This is a genomic window from Streptomyces beigongshangae (assembly GCF_019710745.1).
Lineage (GTDB): Bacteria > Actinomycetota > Actinomycetes > Streptomycetales > Streptomycetaceae > Streptomyces > Streptomyces beigongshangae.
In genome coordinates this window covers 229279-250761 of the sequence record NZ_JAHKJW010000003.1, presented here as the reverse complement: position 1 = coordinate 250761, position 21483 = coordinate 229279, and the positions used below count along the sequence as shown (strand labels likewise).

The window sequence follows — 21483 nt, the reverse complement described above, 5'->3', positions numbered from 1 at the left end:
CCCTGTCGCGCTACGCGCGTTGACCCTAGGCTGCGCCGGGACGGGGCCCACATTTTCAGCCGACCCACAGGGGGGCACATGTCAGCCACACCTCAGCCGTACCACCGCAGACGCCGCACCACCCGCCTCCTCGCGGCGGCCGCGGGCGTCGCCACCGCGGGCGCCCTGGTCGCGGCGCTGCCGGCGGCCGCGGGCGAGTCGGCGAAGAAACCCGGCCACCAGCGGCCGGGCCGCTACCAGGACGTCCAGCTGCTGTCGTTCAACGACCTGCACGGCAACCTGGAACCGCCGTCCGGCTCCTCCGGCCGGGTCACCGAGATCCAGGAGGACGGCTCGACCAGGACGGTCGACGCGGGTGGTGTCGAGTACCTGGCGACGCATCTGCGCCAGGCCCGCAAGGGCAACCCGTACTCGGTCACCGCGGCCGGCGGCGACATGGTCGGCGCCTCCCCGCTGATCTCGGGCCTCTTCCACGACGAGCCCACCATCGAGGCGCTGAACAAGCTCGACCTCGACGTGACGAGCGTCGGCAACCACGAGTTCGACGAGGGCGCCAAGGAACTGGGCCGCCTGCAGAGGGGCGGCTGCCACCCGACGGACGGCTGCTACGTCGAGGGCCGGAAGTTCAAGGGCGCGGACTTCCCGTACCTGGCGGCGAACGTCCTCGACGAGAAGACCAGGAAGCCGGTCCTCAAGCCCTACTGGGTGTGGAAGAAGAACGGCGTCAAGATCGGCTTCATCGGCGTCACCCTGGAGGACACGCCGGGGGTCGTCTCCGCCGAGGGCGTGAAGGGCCTGAAGTTCAAGGACGAGGTCGAGACGATCGACAAGTACGCCAAGGAGCTGGAGAAGCAGGGCGTCAAGTCGGTCGTCGCGCTGGTCCACGAGGGCGGGCTCCCGGCCTCGCAGGCGTACAACTACGACTGCGACGCGCCCGGAGGCGGCGACGGCATATCCGGTCCCGTCGTGGACATCGCGAAGAACGTCACGCCGAAGGTCGACGCGCTGGTCACCGGCCACACGCACGCCGCGTACGCGTGCACGGTCGACGACCCGTCGGGCAAGCCCCGCACGGTCACCTCGGCCGCGTCCTTCGGGCGGCTCTACACCGACACGACGCTGACGTACGACCGCTGGACCGGGGACATCGCCCGGACCGCCGTCGCCTCGGCGAACCACGTGGTGACGCGTGACGTGGACAGGGCCCCGGACATGACCGGGCTGATCACCAGGTGGAACGCCCTGGCGGCGCCGATCGGCAACAAGCCCATCGGGTACATCTCCGGTGACATCTCCAACGCCGGTACCGAGTCCCCCGTCGGCGACCTGATCGCCGACGCGCAGCTCGCGTACGGCAAGGAGCTGGACCCGGAGACCGACCTCGCGCTGATGAACCCGGGCGGTATCCGGGCGCCGCTCACCTACGCGGCCAAGGGCACCGAGGGCGACGGCGTGGTGACCTATGCCGAGGGCTTCACCGTCCAGCCGTTCGCCAACACCGTGAACCTCCAGGACTACACCGGCGCCCAGCTCGTCCAGGTGCTCAAGGAGCAGGTCACCGGTGTGAACGAGGCGTCGCCGAAGGTGCTGCAGGTCTCGTCGGGCCTCACCTACACGCTCGACCTGACGAAGAGCGGCGCCGACCGTGTCGTCACCGGCTCCATCAGGCTGAACGGGGCGGCGATCGACCCGGCCGCCACCTACCGCGTCGCGTCGAACAGCTTCCTCGCGGGCGGCGGCGACGGCTTCACCACGCTGGGCCAGGGCACGAACGACCTGGTGGGCGACGACGACCTCGCGGCCCTGGAGAAGTACCTGCTGGCCAACTCCTCGGCGGCGAACCCGCTCGCACCGCCCGCGGCGAACCGGATCACCATCGTCCGGTAGGTGGTGGTCAGGTGCCGCTCGCGGGTCGCCGGTCGCGGGTCGCGGGTCGCGGGTCGCCGCTTGCCGGTCGCCGGGCACGTGCGCGTGCGCGTGCTCCCGGAGTGCCTCCGCGCGCCCGCCCCGGCGGCCGCTACGCCGGTACATGACCGCCCGCCCCGTCGTTCACCCTGCGTACGGCGGGTGCGGACACGGGGGCGGGGCGGGTGCGGGTCATGCGGGTGCCACTGCGGGAGGCGCGGGTGCGACGGCGGATCGGGCTGGGCGCGGGCGCCGCGGCGCTGCTCGCCCTGGCCGTCGCGCCGGCGGGCGGCGGCGGTCCCGAGGGGACGTCGATGTGGATCTCCGCCGTCTCGGCACTCGTCTCCGTCCTGGCCTTCCTGGCCGATCTGCTGCGCGAGCCCGCGGACACCGGCACCGGCGCCGACCGCCGGCAGCGGGCGGCCGACGAACTCGCCGAGGCGGTACGGGTGCAGTGGGCGGCGGAGTCCCGGCTGCGCCGGCTGCAGGACCCGGAGCCGCTGGACGTCCACTGGTCACGAGCCGGTCCGCCGCTCGCCGACCGGCCCGAGGCCGTCCGGCGCGGGGCCCCGCTGCCGGAGCCGCGCGACGGCGACCAGCGGCTCGACCGGATCGTCGATACGTTCACGGCGCTCCCGTCCCGCCGGCTGGTCGTCCTGGGCGAGGCGGGTGCGGGCAAGACCGTCCTGGCCGTGCGGTTCGTGCTCGGGACACTCGACGCCCGGCAGCCGGGCGCTCCGGTGCCGGTGCTGTTCCCCCTGGCGGGCTGGGACCCCGGCTCCACGGCGCTGCGCGACTGGCTGGCCGAGCGGCTCGCGGCGGAGTACCGGCCGCTGGCCGCCGTCACGGACGAGCGCACCATGGCGCGCGAACTGCTCGACGCCGGGCTCCTGCTGCCCGTCCTGGACGGGTTCGACGAGCTGCCGGGACCGGCGCACGAGGCGGCACTGCGGCGGCTCAACACCGAGCTCGACGAACGGCTGCCCGTCCTGCTCACCTGCCGCACCGAGGTCTGGACCCGGGCCGTGCGGACCGGCGGCGTGCTGACCGCCGCCGACGTCGTACGGCTGCGGCCGCTGGACTTCGCCACCGCGCGCCGGCATCTGGAGCGCACCGCGCGCCCGGACGCCGACGGCTCCACCCCCTGGACGCCGGTCCTGGCCGATCCGCCCGCGCCCCTGGCGGAGGTCATGGCCTCACCGCTGATGGTCGCGCTGGCCCGCACGGTGTACGGGGACGCCTCCCGCGACCCGGCCGAGCTCGGGGACACCGCACGCTTCCCCACGGCCGGGCACATCGAGGAACACCTGCTGGACGCCTTCGTCCCGGCGGCCTTCGGCGGGGCGGGCCCGGGGAACGGCCCCTGGAGCCCGGACGCCGCGCACCGCTGGCTGCGCCGCCTCGCCCGCGACACCGGTGGCACCGGTGGGGCCGACGGGTCTGGTGGGGCCGGTACCTGGCGGCTGGCCTGGTGGGAGCTCCCGGCCGCGATGCCGCGGGCGCTGCGCGTATCGGGGCCCGCCGTACTGGCGCTCGTCGCCTCGGCCGCGCTGCTGGTGCCGCTGGCGGTGTACGGGCCCGGTGTGGTCGCCAACTGGGACAGTCCCCTGTCGGCCGTCCTCAACTACACGGGCATCCTGCTGGGCCTGTGCTTCGGACTGGCCCTGCTGCTGCCCGCCACGGCACAGGACCCGCAGGGGCCGCGCCAGTTGGCACGGCTGGCCCTGACGATGGCCGCGGCCGCCACGGTGATCGCGGTGGGGATGGGCCTGTTCGTCCCTCCCCTGGTGAGTTCCCGGCTGGGCGCGGTGCTCACCCAGCGGCCGGCCTGGTTCCTCAACGGCTGCTGTTTCGGGCTGATCCTGTCGATGATGGCCGGTGTCGCCGGGCTGCCCCGGCGCCCCCTCCCGATGGGCCTGCCGTGGGCGGGCAGCCCGAGCGGTCCGCGGGCCGTGCGTGCGCTCGGCGCCGTCGTCGTCTTCGTCGGTCTCGCGCTCCACGGCTACTTCGGGGAGGCGGTCCCGGCCCTCACCTGTGTCGCGGCGGGACTGCTGCTTCATGTGTCGGGACTGCGGCGCGGGGAGCGGACGGCGACGCCGTACACCGGTCCGGGTGCCGTACTGCGCGGCTTCGGGAAGGGACTGCTCCGGGGGTTCGTGGCGTGCACGCTCATCGGGGTCTGCGTGGGGGCGCTCGTCGGCTGTGTCGCCGGTGCGTTCGCCGCGGACCGGATCCGCTCGGCCGCCCCGCACGCGCCCGGTGAGGTGATCGGCGGCTGGCGGCTCGAAACGACGGCCGAAGGGGGACGCTCGGACCGGTCGGTCCGCTCGGTCCGCTCGGTCGTGCGGCAAGAGGTGCTTCTGGTGGGACGCACGGGCCTCGCCAAGCCGTTCGCGGTGCGGAAGGGCGCCCGGATCTCGTCGGACGGCGTGCTGGGGAGCCACACGGGGACGGTACGGATCCACGAGGGGCGGGACGGCTGGGTGACCGTTTGGCGGGGTGGCCCGGGGGAGTGGACGGGCAGGCCGGTCGACGCCCACAACCTGGTGCTCGCGCTGCCGTACGAGGTGAGGGTCTGGCTCGTGCACCGCGGGGCCGGGGCCGTCGTCCTGGACGCGGTGGTCCCCTACGTGGCCTTCGGCGTGCTCATCGGTGCGATCGGCGGCTGCGCCTCCGGCGTCTACCGTGCCCTGAACACCCCGTCCGACACCATGCGGGCGGCCGGCCCGCACAGCACGCTGCGCACCGACCGTGACGCCACGCTCGCCCGGAGCGCGATCGCCGCGCTGCTCTCGGGCGGGGCCTGCCTGGCACTGATCTCGGCGATGCCCCCCGGCGGCACGCTGGGCACCATGCACACCGAGGTGTGGGTCCAGGTCGGCACGTCCGCGCTCGCGCTGAGCGCGTGGGGGCGACTGGGCCCGGCCAGGGTCTGGCTGGCCCTGACGGGCCGCGCACCCTGGCGGCTCATGGGCTTCCTGGCGGAGGCCCACCGCCGTGGGGTCCTGCGGCAGTCGGGCGCCCGGTACGAGTTCTGCCACCTGCGCCTGCAGCAGAGCCTGGCGGCATCGGCGGCCCCCGGCGGGCAAGGCCCTGCCGTCACCACCACCACTGCCACCACCACTGCCACTGCCGCTCCCGGTCGGGGTGAGCCGGTGACGGACCCGTCCGGCGGACATGCCACTTGACGCCGCCGGCCCCGGCTCCGGTGTCGCTGCCGGTGCCGGTGCCGGTGCCGGTGCCGGAAGAGCATCGAACCGCCGAGGTCCCGCCGGGCCCCGGCCCGCTGACGCGTGTCGGTGTCAGGGGTGCCACAGTGGAAGCCCCCGCCCCACCACTCTGGAGACAGACTCCCTCTCATGCGCCTGCTGCTGATTCGCCATGGTCAGACCCCTTCCAACGTCAAGCACCTGCTGGACACGGCGGTACCGGGGGCGGCGCTCACCCCTCTGGGCGAGCGGCAGGCGGCCGCCCTGCCGGAGGCGCTGGCCGGTGAGAGGATCGGCGCCCTCTACGCCTCCACCCTGATCCGCACCCAGCTCACCGCCGCCCCGCTGGCGGACCGGACGGGGCTGGAGGTCCGGGTGCGGGACGGCATCCGGGAGCTGACCGCCGGCGACCTGGAGATGCGGGGCGACGCCGAGGCCGTCGAGACGTACATGCGGACCGTCTTCGCCTGGTCCGCGGGAGACGTGGAACTGCGCATGCCTGGCGGGGAGAACGGGGTGGAGGCCCTGCGGCGTCTCGATGCCGTGGTCGAGGAGGCGGCGGGCAGCGGTGTGCAGACGGTGGCCATGGTCAGCCACGGCGCCGCCATCCGTATGTGGGCGGCCGCCCGGGCCGGCAACATCGACGTGGACTTCGCGGCCACCCACGCGCTGGACAACACCGGCGTCGTCATCCTCGAAGGCAGCCCCGCCGACGGCTGGCGGGTCCGGACCTGGGCAGGCCGGCCCCTCGGTCCCGAGGACGACACCCCGAGGACCGGCGGCCCCATGGGCGAGCCCCTGGACGGCGGTACGGACGGCGGCACCGAAGGCTGACCTGTTCGTGCTCGCCCACGCCCGTGCGCGCCCACGCCGGTTCGGTGTGACGCACGTCATGGGAAGGCGGACCTCCGTGCCGCACAGCTCACAGAGGTGACCACTCCTATGCGAACCCGGGTACGGGCCGGGGATCCGAGCGCCTTCGCCGAGCTCTTCGACGCGTACTCCCGCGCGGTCTACAACCACGCGTTCCGGCTGACCGCCGACTGGTCGACGGCCGAGGACGTGATGGCCGCGACCTTCATGGAGGCGTGGCGGCTGCGGGACAGGGTCGACCCGGAGGGCGGTTCCCTGCGGCCCTGGCTGCTGGGCATCGCCACCAACACCGCGCGCAACCAGTTCCGCAGCAACCGGCGCTACCGCCGTGCCGCGGACGCCGCGGCGGCCGCCGCGGCGTCCGTGCCCGACCACGCCGACGAGGTCGCCGGCCGTCTCGACGACCGCCGGCGGCTCGCCGCGGCCCTGACCGCCCTCGCCGCCCTCCGCAGACCCGAGCGCGAGGTCATCGCGCTCTGCCTGGGGGAGGGCCTGGACTACGAGGCTGCGGCGGAGGCGCTCGGCATCCCGGTCGGCACGGTCGCCTCCCGGCTCTCGCGGGCCCGTAAGAAGCTGCGTGCGGCAGCCGGGACCCGGCTCGGCTCCGTCCAAAGGGAGCTGAACAGAAAAGTTCGCGGGGATCGGGAAGGCGGCCCCCTCCTCCGACAGACAAGAGGCGATCACGCACAAGCGATCCGGCCCGCGCAGGAAGGAAACCGATGAACGCGAACACGCCCCGGCACGACTCTGCGGAGTCCGAGCCCGAGTCCGAGTGGGAGCAGGACGTACAGCTCCTCTCCCGGACGGCGCGCGACCTGCCGCCGGGCCGTCACCGGTTCCACAAGGAGCATCTGATGGCCCAGATCCACGAACAGTCCCGACAGCCCCGGCAGTCTCCCGCCGGGGCACGGCGCTTCCGGCTGCCGCGGCTGTCGATCGCCCTGCCCGCGGCGGCCGCCGCCCTGTCCGCGGTCGTCGCCGCCGGTGTGGTGACGACCGGTGGGGGGGACGGTGACGGCGTGCGGGAGAGCGGTGTGGCCACCGGGCCCGCCCTGACCACCGACCTCGGGACCGCGACCACGAAGGGCGTGCCCCAGTTGCTCGACCGGATCTCCCTGGCGGCGGCGGAGGGCGAGCGGCCGACGGTCGGGCCCGGTCAGTACGTGTACATCGAGTCCATGGTCGCCGACAGTTTCGTGAGGACCGTCGACGACGAGAGCACCCTGGCGGGCCACGAACTGCACCGCCGGCAGATCTGGAGGTCCGCGGACGGGGTGGAGGGCTGGCTGATCGACCCCGCCGTCAACGGGAGGCCGGAGGGCGAGACCCTGACCCTGCCCGACGAGCGGGGCAACACCCCGAAGGCGCACATCGGCAGCCCGTCGTACGACTACCTGACCGAACTGCCGACCGACCCCGACGCCCTGCTCGCCAAGATCTACGAGGAGACCGAGGGCCAGGGGAACTCCCCCGACCAGCAGGCTTTCAGCACCATCGGTGACCTGCTGGGCGAGAGCTACCCGCCGTCGGAGCTCTACGCGGCGCTGTTCGAGACCGCCGCGAAGATCCCGGGGGTCGTCGTCGTGGACGACGCGGTGGACGCGGTCGGCAGGCGCGGGGTCGCGGTGGCCCGGCTGGACGAGACCAGCGGACAGCGCGAGGAGTGGATCTTCGACAGGAAGAGCCATGTCTTCCTGGGCCAGCGCGTCGTCCAGGTGAAGCAGCTCAAGGGGGAGGAGGCCCTGATGAAGCCCGGCACGGTGACCTTCACCGGCGCCGTCATGAAGCGCGCCGTGGTCGACGGCCTGAAGCAGGTCCCGTCCCGGGCGGGCTGAGGCGGGTCTCGTCCTGGGAGGGCTGAGGGGGCCCGTCCCGGGCGGGCTGGGGCAGCCCTCGCCCTGGGCGGGCCGAGGCACGCCTCCCGGGTGGACCGGGCCGGGTTCCGGCCCGGAGGCGGGCTGGGGGCAGACCCCGTCACGGAAGCGGGCTGGACCAATCGCCGCCGCCCCGAGCGGACCGCCCCGAGCGGGCCGTCCCAAGGGGGCCGTCACAAGTGGGTCGGGGCCCCCGGGACCTCGGGCCCGGACGGCGGGGCCGGTGCGGGGGGCGGTACCGGCGCCCCCGGCAGCCGGACCGTCACGACCGTGCCACCGCCCTCGGCCGGGCCCAGCGCCACCTCGCCGCCGGACTGCTGCACCGTACGGGCCACGATGGACAGGCCCAGGCCCGAGCCGGGCAGCGCCCGTGCGCCCGGGGAGCGCCAGAAGCGGTCGAAGACATGCGGGAGTTCGTCGGCGGGGATACCGGGACCGTGGTCCCGTACGGTCAGCTCGCCGTCCTTGAGGGCGACGTCGACCGTGCCGCCCGCGGGGCTGAACTTCACCGCGTTGTCGAGGATGTTCACGAGGGCCCGCTCCAGGGCGGTGGGCTCCGCCCGGACGAACCAGGGGTGCACGTCGGCCGTGATCGTCAGTTCGGGGCCGCGCAGCCGGGCCCGGCGCAGGGCCGCCTCCACGGTGTCCTGCAACGGGACCACCTGCACGCGGCCGGCCGGTGTGTCCGCGTCCGACCGCGACAGCGTCTGCAGGTCACCGATGAGCGCGGCCAGCTCGGTCATCTGCGCCTTGACCGAGGCGATCAGCGCCTTGCGGTCCCCGGGCGGGATCGCCCGGCCCGTGTCCTCGCTCCTGGCCAGCAGCTCGACGTTCGTACGGAGCGAGGTGAGCGGCGTACGGAGCTCGTGGCCCGCGTCCGCGATGAGCTGTTGCTGGAGTTCGCGGGAGGAGGCCAGCGAGGAGGTCATCGAGTTGAAGGACCGGGAGAGCCGGGCGATCTCGTCCTCGCTGTCGTCCTGCACGGGGATGCGGATCGTGAGGTCCTCGGTGCGGGCGACGTGCTCGACCGCCTCGGTGAGGTGGTCGACGGGACGCAGCCCGGCGCGGGCCACGGCGAGACCGGCCGCGCCGGCGCCGACGACCCCGATGCCGGAGACGAGGAGCAGCAGCAGGGCGAGGTCGTCGAGGGTGTTCTCGGTGTCGCTCAGCGGCAGCGCGATGAGCAGGGCGGTGTTCTCGACCACCGACTGCTCGGGGCCCACCACCACGGGAACGGTCAGGACACGGACCGAACCGCCCTCGGTGTCCCTCCCGTCGCGGTAGTTCCCGTCGCCGAACACGGGGTCCTCGGCCACGCTCCTGTCGTCGCCGGTCACCTTCACGGAGCCGGCCGAGCCCGACAGGACGCAGTAGGTCCCGTCGGACCGCACCAGCTGGCCGTAGGTGGTGTAGTGCGGACCGGGCCCCCGCTGTTCGTCGGCCTCCTGGGAGCAGTTGTTCAGCACGTTCTGGACCTGCAGGGCGGACATCCGGGTGTCGGCGCCCCGCAGCTTGTCGTCGACCTCGTCGTACAGCTTCCCCTGCACGATGAACCAGCACGTCACCGACACCGCCGCCACCGCGAACGCCACCGCCGCCGCCACCAGGAGGGACAGCCGGGTGCGGATCGGCAGCGCGGTGAAGCGGCGTACGGCCCTCCTCACTCCGCGCCGCCCGACCGCAGGACGTACCCCACACCCCGCACGGTGTGCACGAGACGCGGCTCGCCGCCGGCCTCCGTCTTGCGGCGCAGGTACATCACGTACACGTCCAGCGAGTTGGAGCTCGGCTCGAAGTCGAAGCCCCAGACCGCCTTCAGGATCTGCTCCCGCGTGAGCACCTGGCGCGGATGGGCCAGGAACATCTCCAGCAGGGTGAACTCGGTGCGGGTCAGCTCGACGGGGCGCCCGCCCCGCGTGACCTCCCGGGTCGCGAGGTCCATGCGCAGGTCGCCGAAGACGAGCGCGTCGTCCGCCGGGGCGCCGACCGCGGCGGCGGCGTACGAGCTGCGCCGCAGCAGGGCCCGTACCCGGGCGAACAGCTCGTCCAGTTCGAACGGCTTGACCAGGTAGTCGTCGGCGCCCGCGTCGAGTCCGGTGACACGGTCGCCGACCGTGTCGCGGGCGGTGAGCATGAGGATGGGCGTCGTGGTGCCCGCGCCGCGCATCCGGCGGGCGGCGGTCAGGCCGTCCATGCGCGGCATCTGGATGTCGAGGACGACGAGGTCGGGCCGGTACGCGAGGCTCTTCTCCAGGGCGTCCGCGCCGTCGACGGCGACCTCGGTGCCGTACCCCTCGAAGGCGAGGCTGCGCTGGAGTGCTTCGCGCACGGCCGGCTCGTCGTCGACGATCAGGATGCGCTGGGGTTCACGGTCGCCTTCGGCGGGGCTCATCGCGGTGGGTTCCTCGGGTGCGGTGGGATGGGGGCGGGGCGCCTTCAGCCTTGCACGTTTCGGGGCCGCTCCCGTAGAGCCGCGGGGTCCGGGAACGGCCCGGACGGGACCGGCTCGGCCGGTGCCGGACCGGCTCAGCCGTCGGAGCCGCCGGCCCGCAGCGTGGCCAGGTCGGACTTGACGGTGTCGATCGGGATGGCGAAGCCGAGGCCGACGCTGCCGGCGCTCGACGAGGTGGCCTCCGCGGCGGAGTACATCGCGGAGTTGATGCCGATGATGTCGCCGTTCATGTCGATCAGCGCGCCGCCGGAGTTGCCCGGGTTGAGGGAGGCGTCGGTCTGGAGCGCCTTGTACGTCGTCGTGGACGAGCCGGTGTCGCCGTTGAACTCCCGGCCCCCGAACTCGAACGGCCACTGCCCGCCGCCCTCCTGCTGTTGCTGCCGGCCCTGGCTCTCGTCCGTGGAGACGGTGACGTCCCGGTCGAGCGCGGAGACGATGCCGCTGGTGACCGTGCCGGTCAGGCCCTCGGGCGAGCCGATCGCCACGACCTCGTCGCCCACCGCGACGGCGTCGGAGTCGCCGAGCGTGGCGGCCGTCAGACCGGACGGCGCGTCCTCCAGTTCGATCAGCGCCAGGTCCTTCTTGCTGTCGGTGCCGACGACGTCCGCGGTGTACGACTTGCCGTTGCTCAGCCGCACCTTGATCTGCGAGGCGCCGGAGATCACGTGGTTGTTCGTGATGATCTCGCCGCCGGTGGTGATGACGACACCGGAACCGGTCGAGGAGCCCGCGTTCGAGGTCGCGCTGATCTCGACGATGCTGGGGCCGACCGCCCGGGCGACCCCGGCGACCGTGCCCTTCTGGCTCGTGGCCACGACGCTGGTGCTCGTGCCGCCGCCACCGGTGGCGGCGGTGTCGTTGCCGGTCAGCTCCTGGAAGGTGTACGCGGTACCGCCGCCCACCGCCGCCGCGGCTATCGCGACGGCGGCCAGCAGGGCCAGCGGCCCCCTGGCGCGCTTGCGGGGGGCGCCGGCGGGAGCGGAGGAGACGGGCTCGGCGAGGAGCGCGGTGGGAGCGCCGCCCTGCCGGTGCCCGCCCGGGCTGTGCGCCGGCGGGGGCGGCCACTCCGGGTGCACGGAGGGCGCGGAGGGCGCGGAGGAGCTCGCGGGGGCGCTGGAGGAGTCCGCGGGATCCGCGGAGGAGGCGTACGGCTGCTCGTACGGCTGTCCTGAGTACGCGGACTGCTGGTGGTCGCCCTGGGGGTACTCGCCGCTGCGGCGGAAGCTCTCGGTCATGGGTCGGACTTTGCCGCCCGCTGATGAGAGCTCCCTGAGTGCTCGCTGAGAAGCCCGACAGAACCTCGTATGCCCGATATAAGGACGGCCGGGGCCACCGTGTGCGGAGGCTCGGGTCCGCTGCGGCCGGGAAACGGGCGGTTGCCGCACGGTGATGTGGGAGAAGCGGCGGACGAACACTTGTCGGTCTGCTGTGAAGCGTGTGTGCGAAGGGGTTTGCGAGCCGCATTCTTGGTGGGTTCACGACACATCACCACTTCAGGAGACCTGAGTGATACCTGCCAAGCGCAGCCGTTGGAGACGTCCTGCCAGGGCGTTCCCCGCGGCCGCCCTCGCGCTGGCGCTGAGTTGCGCCGGCGTCCTCGCGGCCCAGCCCGCGACCGCCGCGGACGACCCCGCCGGGGGCCTGCCCGACACGGGCCTCGCGCAGCCCGCGGAACCGACCGCCTCGGCGAAGGAACTGCGCGACCGCGTCGTCGGCGCCGCGCGGGCGACCGGCGAGACCCCGGACGACGCCTCGCCCAGCAAGTCCCCGTTCATCATCGGCGGCAGCCAGACCACGATCGCCGGCGCTCCGTGGATGGTCCAGCTCGGCTACTACGACCCGGCGACCGACGAGGGTTACTTCTGCGGCGGCACCCTGGTCGCCCCGAACAAGGTCCTCACCGCCGCGCACTGCGTCGCGGGCCTGGACTGGGTGGGCAACGGCGCGGTCCTGGCCGGCACCACCGACCTCGACGACTACGCGACCGGCACCCCGGCGGGCGTGTTCCGCCAGTGGACCCACCCGCGCTACAACGCCGACACCACCCAGAACGACATCGCGGTCCTGACCCTGGACCGCCCGCTGCTGGACCGGCCGACCCTGCGCCTGGCCGCGTCCGACGACAGCGCGCTCTACAAGCCCGGCACCACCGGCACCGTCTACGGCTGGGGCCTGACCTCGGGGGCCGAGGACGCCGCCCCGTCGACCAAGCTGAAGAAGGCGAGCCTGCCGCTGGTCGCCGACGCGACCTGCGACAGCGCGATGGCGTCGGTCCTCGGCGAGGACTACTTCGCCGCCGGCTCGATGGCCTGCGCGGGCACCCCCGCGACCGGCGCCGACCAGGGCACCAACAGCCCCTGCAACGGCGACTCGGGCGGCCCGCTGGTCGTCGGCAACAAGATCGTCGGCATCGTCTCCTGGGGCGTCGCGGGCTGCACGGCCAAGGGCGCCTACCCGGTCTTCACCAAGGTCAGCTCGTACACCTGGGCGGCCCAGCCGCGCATCGACGACACCGACCTGTCGTACGACGGCCGCGCCGACCTGCTCGCGCGTACGCCCTCCGGCGGCCTCTTCCAGCAGAGCAGCAAGGGCACCTCGCTCGCGCAGCGCGCCTACCGGGGCGCCGACTGGCAGAACGCGACCTGGGCCCTCCAGGCCGACCTGGACCGGGACTACTACCAGGACCTGATCATCCGCGACAAGACCGACGGCAAGCTGTACCGCAGCTACATGGACCACGCGGTCGGCGACTGGGCCTGGATGCAGGTCGGCTCGGTCTGGGGCGGCTACAAGTCGTACGCGATCCCCGGCGACATGACGGGCGACGCACGTCCGGACCTGGTCGCGGCGGACGCCGACGGCTCGGTCTACCTCTACCCGGGCCGGGGCAACGGCGAGTTCTACGGCAAGGTCAAGGTCGTCAGCGGCTCCTGGAAGAACGTGAAGATCTTCGGCCACGGCGACCTCTCCGGCGACGGCAAGCCCGACCTCCTCGTCCGCTCCACGGACGGCACGCTGTGGCTCTACCGCGGCACGGGCAAGGAGAAGACCCCCTGGTCGGCCCGGATCAAGGCGCGTACCGGCTGGAACTTCACGTCGTACGTCTCCAGCGGCGACGTGACGGGTGACGGCATCGCCGATGTCATGACCCGCGACTCGGGCGGCACGCTGTGGCTCCACAAGGGCACGAACAAGGCGAGCACGGACCTGTTCGCGGCCCGCACGAGCCTCGGCACCGGCTTCAACCAGTACAACCTGCTGTTCTAGTCGGGCAGTGACACGCGACGGCTCCCGCTGCCCGGCGGGGGCCGTCCGCGCACGTCGATCCCGGGCGGACCTGCTCCTCAGGCTCTTCAGGGGCGCGGGCAGCCGCGCGGTCGACCACGGCGCACCCGCAGGGTCAGGCGCGCCCAGCAGCCCCGGTCACGCCTGACAACCGCAGCTGCGCCGGACCACCAGAGAAGACGGGAACAACTTCAGCCGCTCCCGCCGGGCCCCGGCCACCCGCAGCCCGTCGTCGAGCACGAGATCGACGGCCGCGCGGGCCATCGCGGACCGGTCGCTCGCGATCGTGGTCAGCGGCGGATCGGTCAGCGCCGCCTCCTTGATGTCGTCGAACCCGGCGACGGCCAGCTCCCCCGGCACGTCGATCCGCAGTTCACGGGCGGCCCGCAGCACCCCGATCGCCTGGTCGTCGGTCGAGCAGAAGATCGCCGGCGGCCGGTCCGGCCCCGCCAGCAGCTCAAGACCCACCTTGTACGCGTCGTACCGGTTGTACAGCGCCTCGAAGAGGCGGCCCTCCGTCGGGCGCCCGGCCTCCTCCATCGCCCGCCGCCACCCCGCGACGTGGTCGGAGACCGGGTCGCCGACGGTGGGGGTCTCCGCGACACCGCCGAGACAGGCGACGTACGCGTGGCCGTGCTCCAGGAGGTGCCGGGTGGCGAGCTGCGCGCCGCCCACGTCGTCCGTGACGACCGCGACGTCGTCGATCGCCTCGGGCCGCTCGTGCAGCAGCACCACCCGGGCGTCCCACGCCTCGATCTCGGCGGCGGCCAGGTCGTTCAGCGCGTGGCTGACGAGGATGAGCCCCGAGACCCGCATGCCGAGGAAGGCCCGCAGATAGTGGACCTCGCGCTCCCCGATGTAGTCGGAGTTGCCGACCAGCACCATCTTCCCGCGCTCGGACGCGGCCTGTTCGACCGCGTGCGCCATCTCCCCGAAGAAGGGCTGGCGCGCGTCCGGCACGATCAGACCTATGAGGTCCGTACGCCGCGACGCCATGGCCTGGGCGACCCGGTCGGGCCGGTACCCCAGCTCCTTGATCGCGGCGAGTACACGCTCGCGCGTGGCCGGGGCGACCGGCCGGGGTCCGTTGTTGATGACATAGCTGACGACGGCGGTCGAAGTCCCCGCCAGTCGCGCGACGTCATCCCGAGTCACCTTGGCCACGCGCGGAGTCTACGCGGATGGACCTGTCACCGGGCAGGTCGTACGGCCTCTTCCCGCGCTTCCCGGCCCTTCGCCGACGGCGTCCCGGCGCCGACGGTGTCGAGGTGCACCGTCTCGTCCGCATCCGCCGCCTTTGGCCGCGCGGTCTTCGGCTCGGCGCCGGCCGCCCGGTCCGCCTTCTCCGGGGTGACGAACCGGTAACCGACGTTCCGGACGGTCCCGATCAGCGACTCGTGCTCGGGGCCGAGCTTCGCGCGCAGCCGCCGCACATGGACGTCGACGGTCCGCGTACCGCCGAAGTAGTCGTAGCCCCAGACCTCCTGCAGCAGCTGGGCGCGGGTGAAGACGCGGCCCGGGTGCTGGGCGAGGTACTTGAGGAGCTCGAACTCCTTGAAGGTCAGGTCCAGGACCCGGCCCTTGAGCCGGGCGCTGTAGGTGGCCTCGTCCACGGAGAGGTCGCCGTTGCGGATCTCCATGGGGGAGTCGTCGTTGACGATCTGCTGGCGGCCCATGGCCAGCCGCAGCCGCGCCTCGACCTCGGCCGGGCCCGCGGTGTCCAGCAGCACGTCGTCGATGCCCCAGTCGGCGGTGACGGCCGCGAGGCCGCCCTCCGTCACGACGAGGACGAGCGGACAGCCGGGGCCGGTGGAGCGCAGCAGCTGACACAGGCTGCGGACCTGCGGCAGGTCACGGCGGCCGTCGATGAGGATGACGTCGGCACCGGGGGTGTCGACGAGAGCGGGCCCCTCCGCCGGAGCCACGCGCACGTTGTGCAGCAGCAGGCCGAGGGCGGGGAGCACCTCCGTCGACGGCTGGAGGGCGTTGGTAAGGAGAAGCAGAGAGCTCATCGCACCCCACCTGCCTGGGTCGTCATACGGTCACGCACGGTTCGCTCGCCCATAACGTCTGGTTCCTCCTCGGTCCCTGCGAGGACGTTTTCGGCACTGCTCGACGCCGCATACAGCGTTGGTACACGGAGTTCGTATACAACGCTCCAGAAAGCGCAAAAGGACTCGGGGGCTTCACTGCCCGAGTCCTCTGCCCAGCACAATAACCCACATGAACCGAGGTCCGGCAGGTCATGTGACGCGATCTTTCCTTCGTCCGGAACCCGGGACGGCGGGTGGATGTACAGATGGTGCGGCCGGAAGGCCCCCGCGGGGGGCGTCGCGGAGATTCCTGCGCACCGCCGACGGGGTCGCGATCGACGCCGCGTACCGCCCCCGGACGAGCGCGTCCGGCGCCCCCGGCCCGTCCGGTCCGTCCGGGACCCCCGGCACCCCGGACACCTCCGAAGACCTGGTCTCCGAAGACCTGGTCATGGTCCTGGCGCACGGCTTCACCGGTGACCTGGAGCGCCCGCACGTCCGCCGGGCGGCGACCGCCTTCGCGCGGTACGCGGCGGTGGTCACCTTCTCCTTCCGCGGCCACGGCGCCTCCGGCGGCCACTCCACGGTCGGTGACCGTGAGGTGCTCGACCTGGCGGCGGCGGTGCGGTGGGCGCGAGAGCTCGGTCACACGCGCGTGGTCACCGTCGGGTTCTCCATGGGCGGCTCGGTGGTGCTCCGGCACGCGGCCCTGCACCCGCGCAGCGAGGAGGAGCAAGAGGGGCGCACAGGGGCGCATTCCGACGCGGTGGTTTCGGTCAGCGCACCCGCCCGCTGGTACTACCGGGGCACAGCCCCTATGCGCCGCCTGCACTGGCTGGTAACGCGGCCGGTGGGCCGCGCGGTGGGCCGCTACGGTCTGCGCACCCGCATCCACCACCGGCACTGGGACCCGGTCCCCTCCTCCCCGGTGGAGTCGGTCCCCCTGATCGCGCCCACCCCGCTGCTGATCGTCCATGGCGACCGGGACGGCTATTTCCCCGTCGACCATCCGCGGATGCTGGCCGCCGCCTCCGGCGGGCACGCGGAACTGTGGCTGGAGCCGGGCATGGGCCACGCCGAGAACGCGGCGGGCGACGAGCTGCTGACCCGCATCGGGGAGTGGGCCGCCCGGCAGAAGGCGCCTCAGGCCGGAGGCCGGGGGAGCGGACGCGACGGCAGGGCCTAGCCTTGCGGTGTCCGTCACCCGTTTTCTTCACCGTTGATCGAGGAACCAGATGGCAAAGGGCACGGTGCGTTACTGGGCCGCCGCCAAGGCCGCGGCAGGCGTCGCAGAGGAGCCGTACGAGGCGGAGACCCTCGCGCAGGCACTCGACGCGGCGCGCGAGCGACACCCCGGCGAACTCGTCCGGGTCCTGCGGCGATGCTCGTTCCTCGTCGACGGCGATCCCGTGGGTACCCGCGGGCATGAGACGGTACGGCTGGCCGAGGGCGGCACGGTCGAGGTGCTCCCGCCGTTCGCAGGAGGGTGACGGGACCATGAGCAACCAGCCGTACGAGGGACAGCACGACGGCTCGTACCACGCGTACGACGAGCCGTACGAGGGCTACGACCCGTACCAGCAGCAACAGCAACAGCAGCAGTACCAGCAACAGCAGCAGTACCAACAGCAACAGCAGCAGCAGGCGGCGTCCGGGTGGCCCGGGCAGCACCAGCAGCACCAGCAGCAGTACGACGAGGCCGCCGCGCAGCAGCAGTACACCCAGCGGTGGGAGGGCCAGACCTGGGAGACCCAGGTCCAGCCGCCGGTCGCACCGGCCGCATCGGCCGCGGAGACGGCGTACCTGCCGCAGCAGGGGCCGGGCGGGCCGTCGTACGGGGCACCGCAGCAGCCGCAGCGACCGTACGCGCCTCAGTACGGGGTCACGGGGCAGCCGATGCCGCAGCCGACGGGCTGGGGACAGCAGCAGCCACAGCGGCAGGGGGCCGCGGGCGGGGCCGCTGTTCCTTCCGCAGCCGGAGCCGGAGCCGCAGCCGGAGCCGGCGGTCCGGGTCCCGGATCGGGTCCGGGCGCGGGATCCGGTTCCGGCGCGGGATCCGGCTACGGTCCCGCCACGGTCACCGGGAACGCGCGGATCACCGATGCCCAGCGGGCCCGTGCGGAGGGGCGTTCGCCGATCATCGAGCCCGGCGGACAGCCGGCCGCGCTGACGGCGGTCCTCGGACTGCTGCTCGCCGGCGGGGCGGCGCTCGGCCAGTACGCCCTGGTCGTACCGCTGGTGATCCTGCAGGCGGTGACCGCGGCGGGCTGGTTCCGGCTGAACGGCATGTGGCCCGCCCGGCAGGGCATCGTGCTCGCCTTCGCGGGCGCGCTCGTCTCGGACGTGGCCCTGCTCGCGGCCGGGCGGGAGAACGCCCCCGCCGCGATCCTCGGCACCCTCGGCGTCTGGGTCCTGCTGACCCTGGTGCTCCAGCTGCGCAGTCACGCCGAACCCGACGAGCGGATGTACGGCCTGACGGCCACGGTCGTCTCGGCGGCGCTGGCCATCATCGCGACGGGGCACCTGGGGGCGGAGCCGGACGCGGTGACCGTCGGCGGGGTGGCGGTCGCGGCGGCGGTCCTGGCAAGGGCGCTCCCGCTGCCGACGGCGGCGTCGGTGGTGGTCGCGGTGCTCGTGGCGGCGGGAGCGGGGATCGGCGCGGGCGCGCTGACCGGTCTGGGCGCAGGCGGAGCGGTCCTGGGGGCGGGAGCGGGGGTCTGCGCGCTGGTCGGCCACCGGGTCGCCGGCTACGACTACCCGTCGAGGTTCGTCCACTTCACTGCGGGAGTGGCGCTGCCCCTGGCGGCGGCGGCCCCGGCGGTCTACCTGCTGGGCCGGGCGCTGGCCTGACGTCCCACCTGCCCGGGGGACACCCCCTGTCACAGCTGATCCACAACAACCCGGTCTCCCGGCCGGAACCCCCGCCCCGGGTTACCCTCGCGCACAGAGGACCGCCGAGGTGGGGAACACGGAGACATGCGAGCACTGCGAATACTTCTGATCGTGACCGTCGTCCTGGGTGGACTCTTCGTCATCGCCGACCGCGTGGCCGTCGGCTTCGCCGAGGACGAGACGGCGGACAGGCTGAGGACCAACGAGGGCCTGACCACCACCCCGAATGTGTCGATCAAGGGCTTCCCCTTCCTCACCCAGGTCGCCGGCGGTGAACTGGACGAGGTCGAGGTCGGCATCAAGGACTACGAGGCCGACACGAGCGGCGCCACGACCGGCACGGACGCCGGCAACACGCCCGACAAGATCCTCATCGACGACCTCACCGCCCATATGCGGGGCGTCGCGTTCTCCAACGGCTTCAGCTCGGCGAAGGCCGCCTCCGCCACCGGCACGGCGACGATCTCCTACGCCGAGCTCCTCAAGGCGGCCAAGGCCGAGCCCGTGGAGGTCGCGACCGGCGTCACCGCCCAGGTGGTCGGCCTCTCCGACGGCGGCAACGGCAAGATCAAGGTCGAGGTGGAGGCCACCGTGCTCGGCCGGAAGCTCCCCCAGCCGGTCTCCGTGCTCAGCTCGGTCAGCGTCAAGGGCGACACCGTCGAGGTGCAGGCGGACTCCCTGCCCAACCTGGGCGTGCAGCTCGCCGAGGACAAGGTCCGCACGATCACCGACATCAAGCAGGTCGTCGACGGACTGCCGGGCGGTATCGAGCTCGACAGGGTCCGGGCCGCCGACAAGGGCGTCGACATCGACGTGAAGGGTTCGGACGTCGACCTCGCCGGGTAGGAGCCCCGCCCGACGGCGGGCATCGGCGACCATGCGGCGGCCGTCCGAAAGGCGAGACGGTCCGTCCGCACCGTAGATGCGCAAGCGGCGTACCGGTGCCCGCGGGGCCCGGAGGGCGCGTGATGTCTGGTCGCCGGCCCTCCACCCCCGGCTCGTGTCCCACATTGCGGACGATCGTGTCTCACGATCCGACATGCCGGTGACACGCCCGCCCGCCCCTCCTTACGATCGACACCATGCAGGGCAAATTGAGCGTCCTCCGACCCGGGGGACAGGCGGACCTCACGAAGCGGCGGGCAGTGGACCTGTGCCGCGTCGCCGCCATGCTCTGTCGCACTTTCTGAGCGGGGACATCCGTCCTTCCGCGAGCCGGGCCCTTCGACCTTCCTGTCAGGGCCGCCCCCGCGCCACGTGCGCGCCGAGCGGCGACGACCGCCGCCCGCGTACCGCGTACCCGCACCTCGCACCCGCCTTCCGCACCCGCACCCCGCACCGACGCACCGCCCCGCCGCACCTGCCCCGGAGGAGAACGAGCATGAGCCGTAGTGACGTCCTGGTAGACGCAGACTGGGTCCAGGAGCACCTGGACGACCCGGACGTGGCCGTCGTCGAGGTCGACGAGGACACGTCCGCGTACGACAAGAACCACATCCGGAACGCCATCCGGATCGACTGGACCAAGGACCTCCAGGACCCGGTCCGCCGTGACTTCATCGACCAGGAGGGCTTCGAGAAGCTCCTGTCGGAGAAGGGCATCGCCAACGACACCCTCGTCGTGCTCTACGGCGGCAACAACAACTGGTTCGCGTCCTACGCCTACTGGTACTTCAAGCTGTACGGCCACGAGAACGTCAAGCTGCTCGACGGCGGCCGCAAGAAGTGGGAGCTCGACTCCCGCGACCTGGTCGAGGAGGTCCCGACCCGCCCGAGGACCGAGTACAGGGCCAAGCCGCAGAACAAGGCGATCCGCGCCTTCCGCGACGACGTCGTCGCCGCGATCGGCAACCTGAACATCGTCGACGTCCGGTCGCCCGACGAGTTCAGCGGCAAGCTGCTCGCCCCCGCGCACCTGCCGCAGGAGCAGTCGCAGCGCCCCGGCCACGTGCCGACCTCGCGCAACATCCCGTGGTCGAAGAACGCCAACGACGACGGCACCTTCAAGTCCGACGAGGAGCTGAAGGCCCTCTACGAGGACGAGCAGGTCGACCTGTCGAAGGACACCATCGCCCTGTGCCGCATCGGTGAGCGCTCCGCGCTGACCTGGTTCGTGCTGCACGAGCTGCTCGGCGTCGAGAACGTCAAGAACTACGACGGCTCGTGGACCGAGTACGGCTCCCTCGTCGGCGTGCCGATCGAGCTCGGCTCCGGCAAGTAACCCCTACGGCCCCAAGGACGGGAACGAAACATGTGTGGAGCGAAGGCCGGCGGCCCCGACGCCTCGACGATCAAGCCCGGTGAGACCACCATCCAGGGCCACGTGACCAGGGACGGCGAGCCGGTGGTGGGCTACGTCCGCCTCCTGGACTCGACGGGTGAGTTCACCGCCGAGGTCCCGACCTCGGCGACCGGGCAGTTCCGTTTCTACGCGGCCGAGGGCAGGTGGACCGTTCGCGCCCTCGTTCCCGGCGGTACGGCCGACCGCACGGTCGTCGCCCGGACGGGTGGCCTGGCCGAGGTGGCCATCGCCATCTGAACCGTCCGGCGGTTCGCACCGTATGAACGGCCGAAGGGCCGCACCCCCGGGGGTTGGACGCTTTCCGGTACGGGGTGCGGCCCTTCGGCTCGCCCGGATCCGGGGCGCGGCGCCCTACGCTGGACGTATGTACGCGCGGAGGCGGCACCTCTACTTCGCCATGATGGGGACGTGCGTCGGGCTGTTCGTGCTGGCCTGGTCGGTCGTACGGCTCTGGTCGGTCCCGGTGGCCGTCGGCATGTGCGTCGTGGCGATGGTGATCCCGCCGCTCGCGGCGATCACGGCCAACCGCCGGGGTCCCGACGACCGCTGGTGGGACGCACCGTCGGGCGACGCGGGCTCCGACGAGTGGTGGGACGAGCTGGACGGCAGGAAGCGACGGCGGTAGCGGCGTCCGCGGCGGGGCTCAGCACACGAGGGC

Annotated in this window: 19 protein-coding genes; 14 read left to right on the top strand and 5 right to left on the bottom strand. The window is 72.8% G+C overall.

The features are described 5' to 3' along the window. Positions 1–78 precede the first annotated feature (78 nt). From KM933_RS03845 to KM933_RS03825, 5 genes are all read left to right on the top strand, one after another. Positions 79–1887 carry a bifunctional metallophosphatase/5'-nucleotidase gene (locus tag KM933_RS03845; RefSeq protein WP_221348327.1) on the top strand — a complete coding sequence of 603 codons (1809 nt, stop codon included), beginning with the start codon at positions 79–81 and terminating at the stop codon, positions 1885–1887. A 212-nt stretch (positions 1888–2099) separates the two neighbouring features. Beyond that, positions 2100–5093 (top strand): NACHT domain-containing protein, encoded by a 2994-nt coding sequence (locus KM933_RS03840; protein WP_221348326.1) that lies wholly within the window; start codon positions 2100–2102, stop codon positions 5091–5093. 171 nt (positions 5094–5264) lie between these two features. Continuing rightward, positions 5265–5948, top strand: a complete 684-nt coding sequence (locus tag KM933_RS03835; RefSeq protein ID WP_221348325.1) for a histidine phosphatase family protein — start codon at positions 5265–5267, stop codon at positions 5946–5948. A 108-nt stretch (positions 5949–6056) separates the two neighbouring features. After that, entirely contained in the window at positions 6057–6710 is a 654-nt protein-coding gene (locus KM933_RS03830; protein ID WP_221348324.1) for an RNA polymerase sigma factor, read from the top strand. Then, the gene (locus tag KM933_RS03825; RefSeq protein WP_221348323.1) at positions 6707–7822 is read left to right on the top strand and encodes a CU044_5270 family protein; all 1116 of its coding nucleotides are present in this window, start codon (positions 6707–6709) and stop codon (positions 7820–7822) included. Before KM933_RS03830 ends, KM933_RS03825 begins: the two co-directional genes overlap by 4 nt. Positions 7823–8034: 212 nt before the next feature. Here the strand turns inward: KM933_RS03825 and KM933_RS03820 are convergent, their stop codons facing one another. The 3 genes from KM933_RS03820 to KM933_RS03810 form a co-directional block, all read right to left on the bottom strand. Beyond that, complete coding sequence (locus KM933_RS03820) at positions 8035–9525, bottom strand: sensor histidine kinase (RefSeq protein ID WP_221348322.1); 1491 nt, start codon at positions 9523–9525, stop codon at positions 8035–8037. Beyond that, positions 9522–10253 carry a response regulator transcription factor gene (locus tag KM933_RS03815; RefSeq protein ID WP_221348321.1) on the bottom strand — a complete coding sequence of 244 codons (732 nt, stop codon included), beginning with the start codon at positions 10251–10253 and terminating at the stop codon, positions 9522–9524. The genes KM933_RS03820 and KM933_RS03815 overlap by 4 nt, the downstream gene beginning before the upstream one ends. Positions 10254–10387: 134 nt before the next feature. After that, positions 10388–11548: a S1C family serine protease gene (locus KM933_RS03810; protein ID WP_221348320.1), complete on the bottom strand. Its 1161-nt coding sequence runs from the start codon at positions 11546–11548 to the stop codon at positions 10388–10390. 271 nt (positions 11549–11819) lie between these two features. On the opposite strand from KM933_RS03810, the gene KM933_RS03805 reads away from it, so the two are divergent. Then, a complete protein-coding gene (locus KM933_RS03805) occupies positions 11820–13580 on the top strand; it encodes a trypsin-like serine protease (protein WP_221348319.1) in 1761 nt (586 codons plus the stop codon). Positions 13581–13736: 156 nt separating this feature from the next. Here the strand turns inward: KM933_RS03805 and KM933_RS03800 are convergent, their stop codons facing one another. Further along, complete coding sequence (locus KM933_RS03800) at positions 13737–14762, bottom strand: LacI family DNA-binding transcriptional regulator (RefSeq protein WP_221348318.1); 1026 nt, start codon at positions 14760–14762, stop codon at positions 13737–13739. Between the two features lie 26 nt (positions 14763–14788). Beyond that, positions 14789–15610 carry a winged helix-turn-helix transcriptional regulator gene (locus KM933_RS03795; RefSeq protein WP_221348317.1) on the bottom strand — a complete coding sequence of 274 codons (822 nt, stop codon included), beginning with the start codon at positions 15608–15610 and terminating at the stop codon, positions 14789–14791. A gap of 211 nt (positions 15611–15821) precedes the next feature. Between KM933_RS03795 and KM933_RS03790 the strand changes: the two genes are divergently transcribed. The 8 genes from KM933_RS03790 to KM933_RS03760 all read left to right on the top strand — a co-directional run bounded on the left by KM933_RS03790 (position 15822) and on the right by KM933_RS03760 (position 21450). Next, entirely contained in the window at positions 15822–16817 is a 996-nt protein-coding gene (locus KM933_RS03790) for an alpha/beta hydrolase family protein (protein ID WP_221348316.1), read from the top strand. 49 nt (positions 16818–16866) lie between these two features. Further along, positions 16867–17121 carry a MoaD/ThiS family protein gene (locus tag KM933_RS03785; protein ID WP_221348315.1) on the top strand — a complete coding sequence of 85 codons (255 nt, stop codon included), beginning with the start codon at positions 16867–16869 and terminating at the stop codon, positions 17119–17121. 7 nt (positions 17122–17128) lie between these two features. Then, a complete protein-coding gene (locus KM933_RS03780; RefSeq protein WP_221348314.1) occupies positions 17129–18481 on the top strand; it encodes a hypothetical protein in 1353 nt (450 codons plus the stop codon). A 126-nt stretch (positions 18482–18607) separates the two neighbouring features. Beyond that, the gene (locus KM933_RS03775; RefSeq protein WP_221348313.1) at positions 18608–19369 is read left to right on the top strand and encodes an LmeA family phospholipid-binding protein; all 762 of its coding nucleotides are present in this window, start codon (positions 18608–18610) and stop codon (positions 19367–19369) included. 236 nt (positions 19370–19605) lie between these two features. Then, complete coding sequence (locus KM933_RS40525) at positions 19606–19713, top strand: putative leader peptide (protein ID WP_430727271.1); 108 nt, start codon at positions 19606–19608, stop codon at positions 19711–19713. A 191-nt stretch (positions 19714–19904) separates the two neighbouring features. Further along, entirely contained in the window at positions 19905–20744 is an 840-nt protein-coding gene (locus KM933_RS03770; RefSeq protein WP_221348312.1) for a sulfurtransferase, read from the top strand. Positions 20745–20774: 30 nt separating this feature from the next. Beyond that, complete coding sequence (locus tag KM933_RS03765; protein WP_221348311.1) at positions 20775–21062, top strand: DUF1416 domain-containing protein; 288 nt, start codon at positions 20775–20777, stop codon at positions 21060–21062. Positions 21063–21189: 127 nt separating this feature from the next. Continuing rightward, entirely contained in the window at positions 21190–21450 is a 261-nt protein-coding gene (locus tag KM933_RS03760) for a DUF3099 domain-containing protein (RefSeq protein ID WP_221348310.1), read from the top strand. Positions 21451–21483 lie beyond the last annotated feature (33 nt).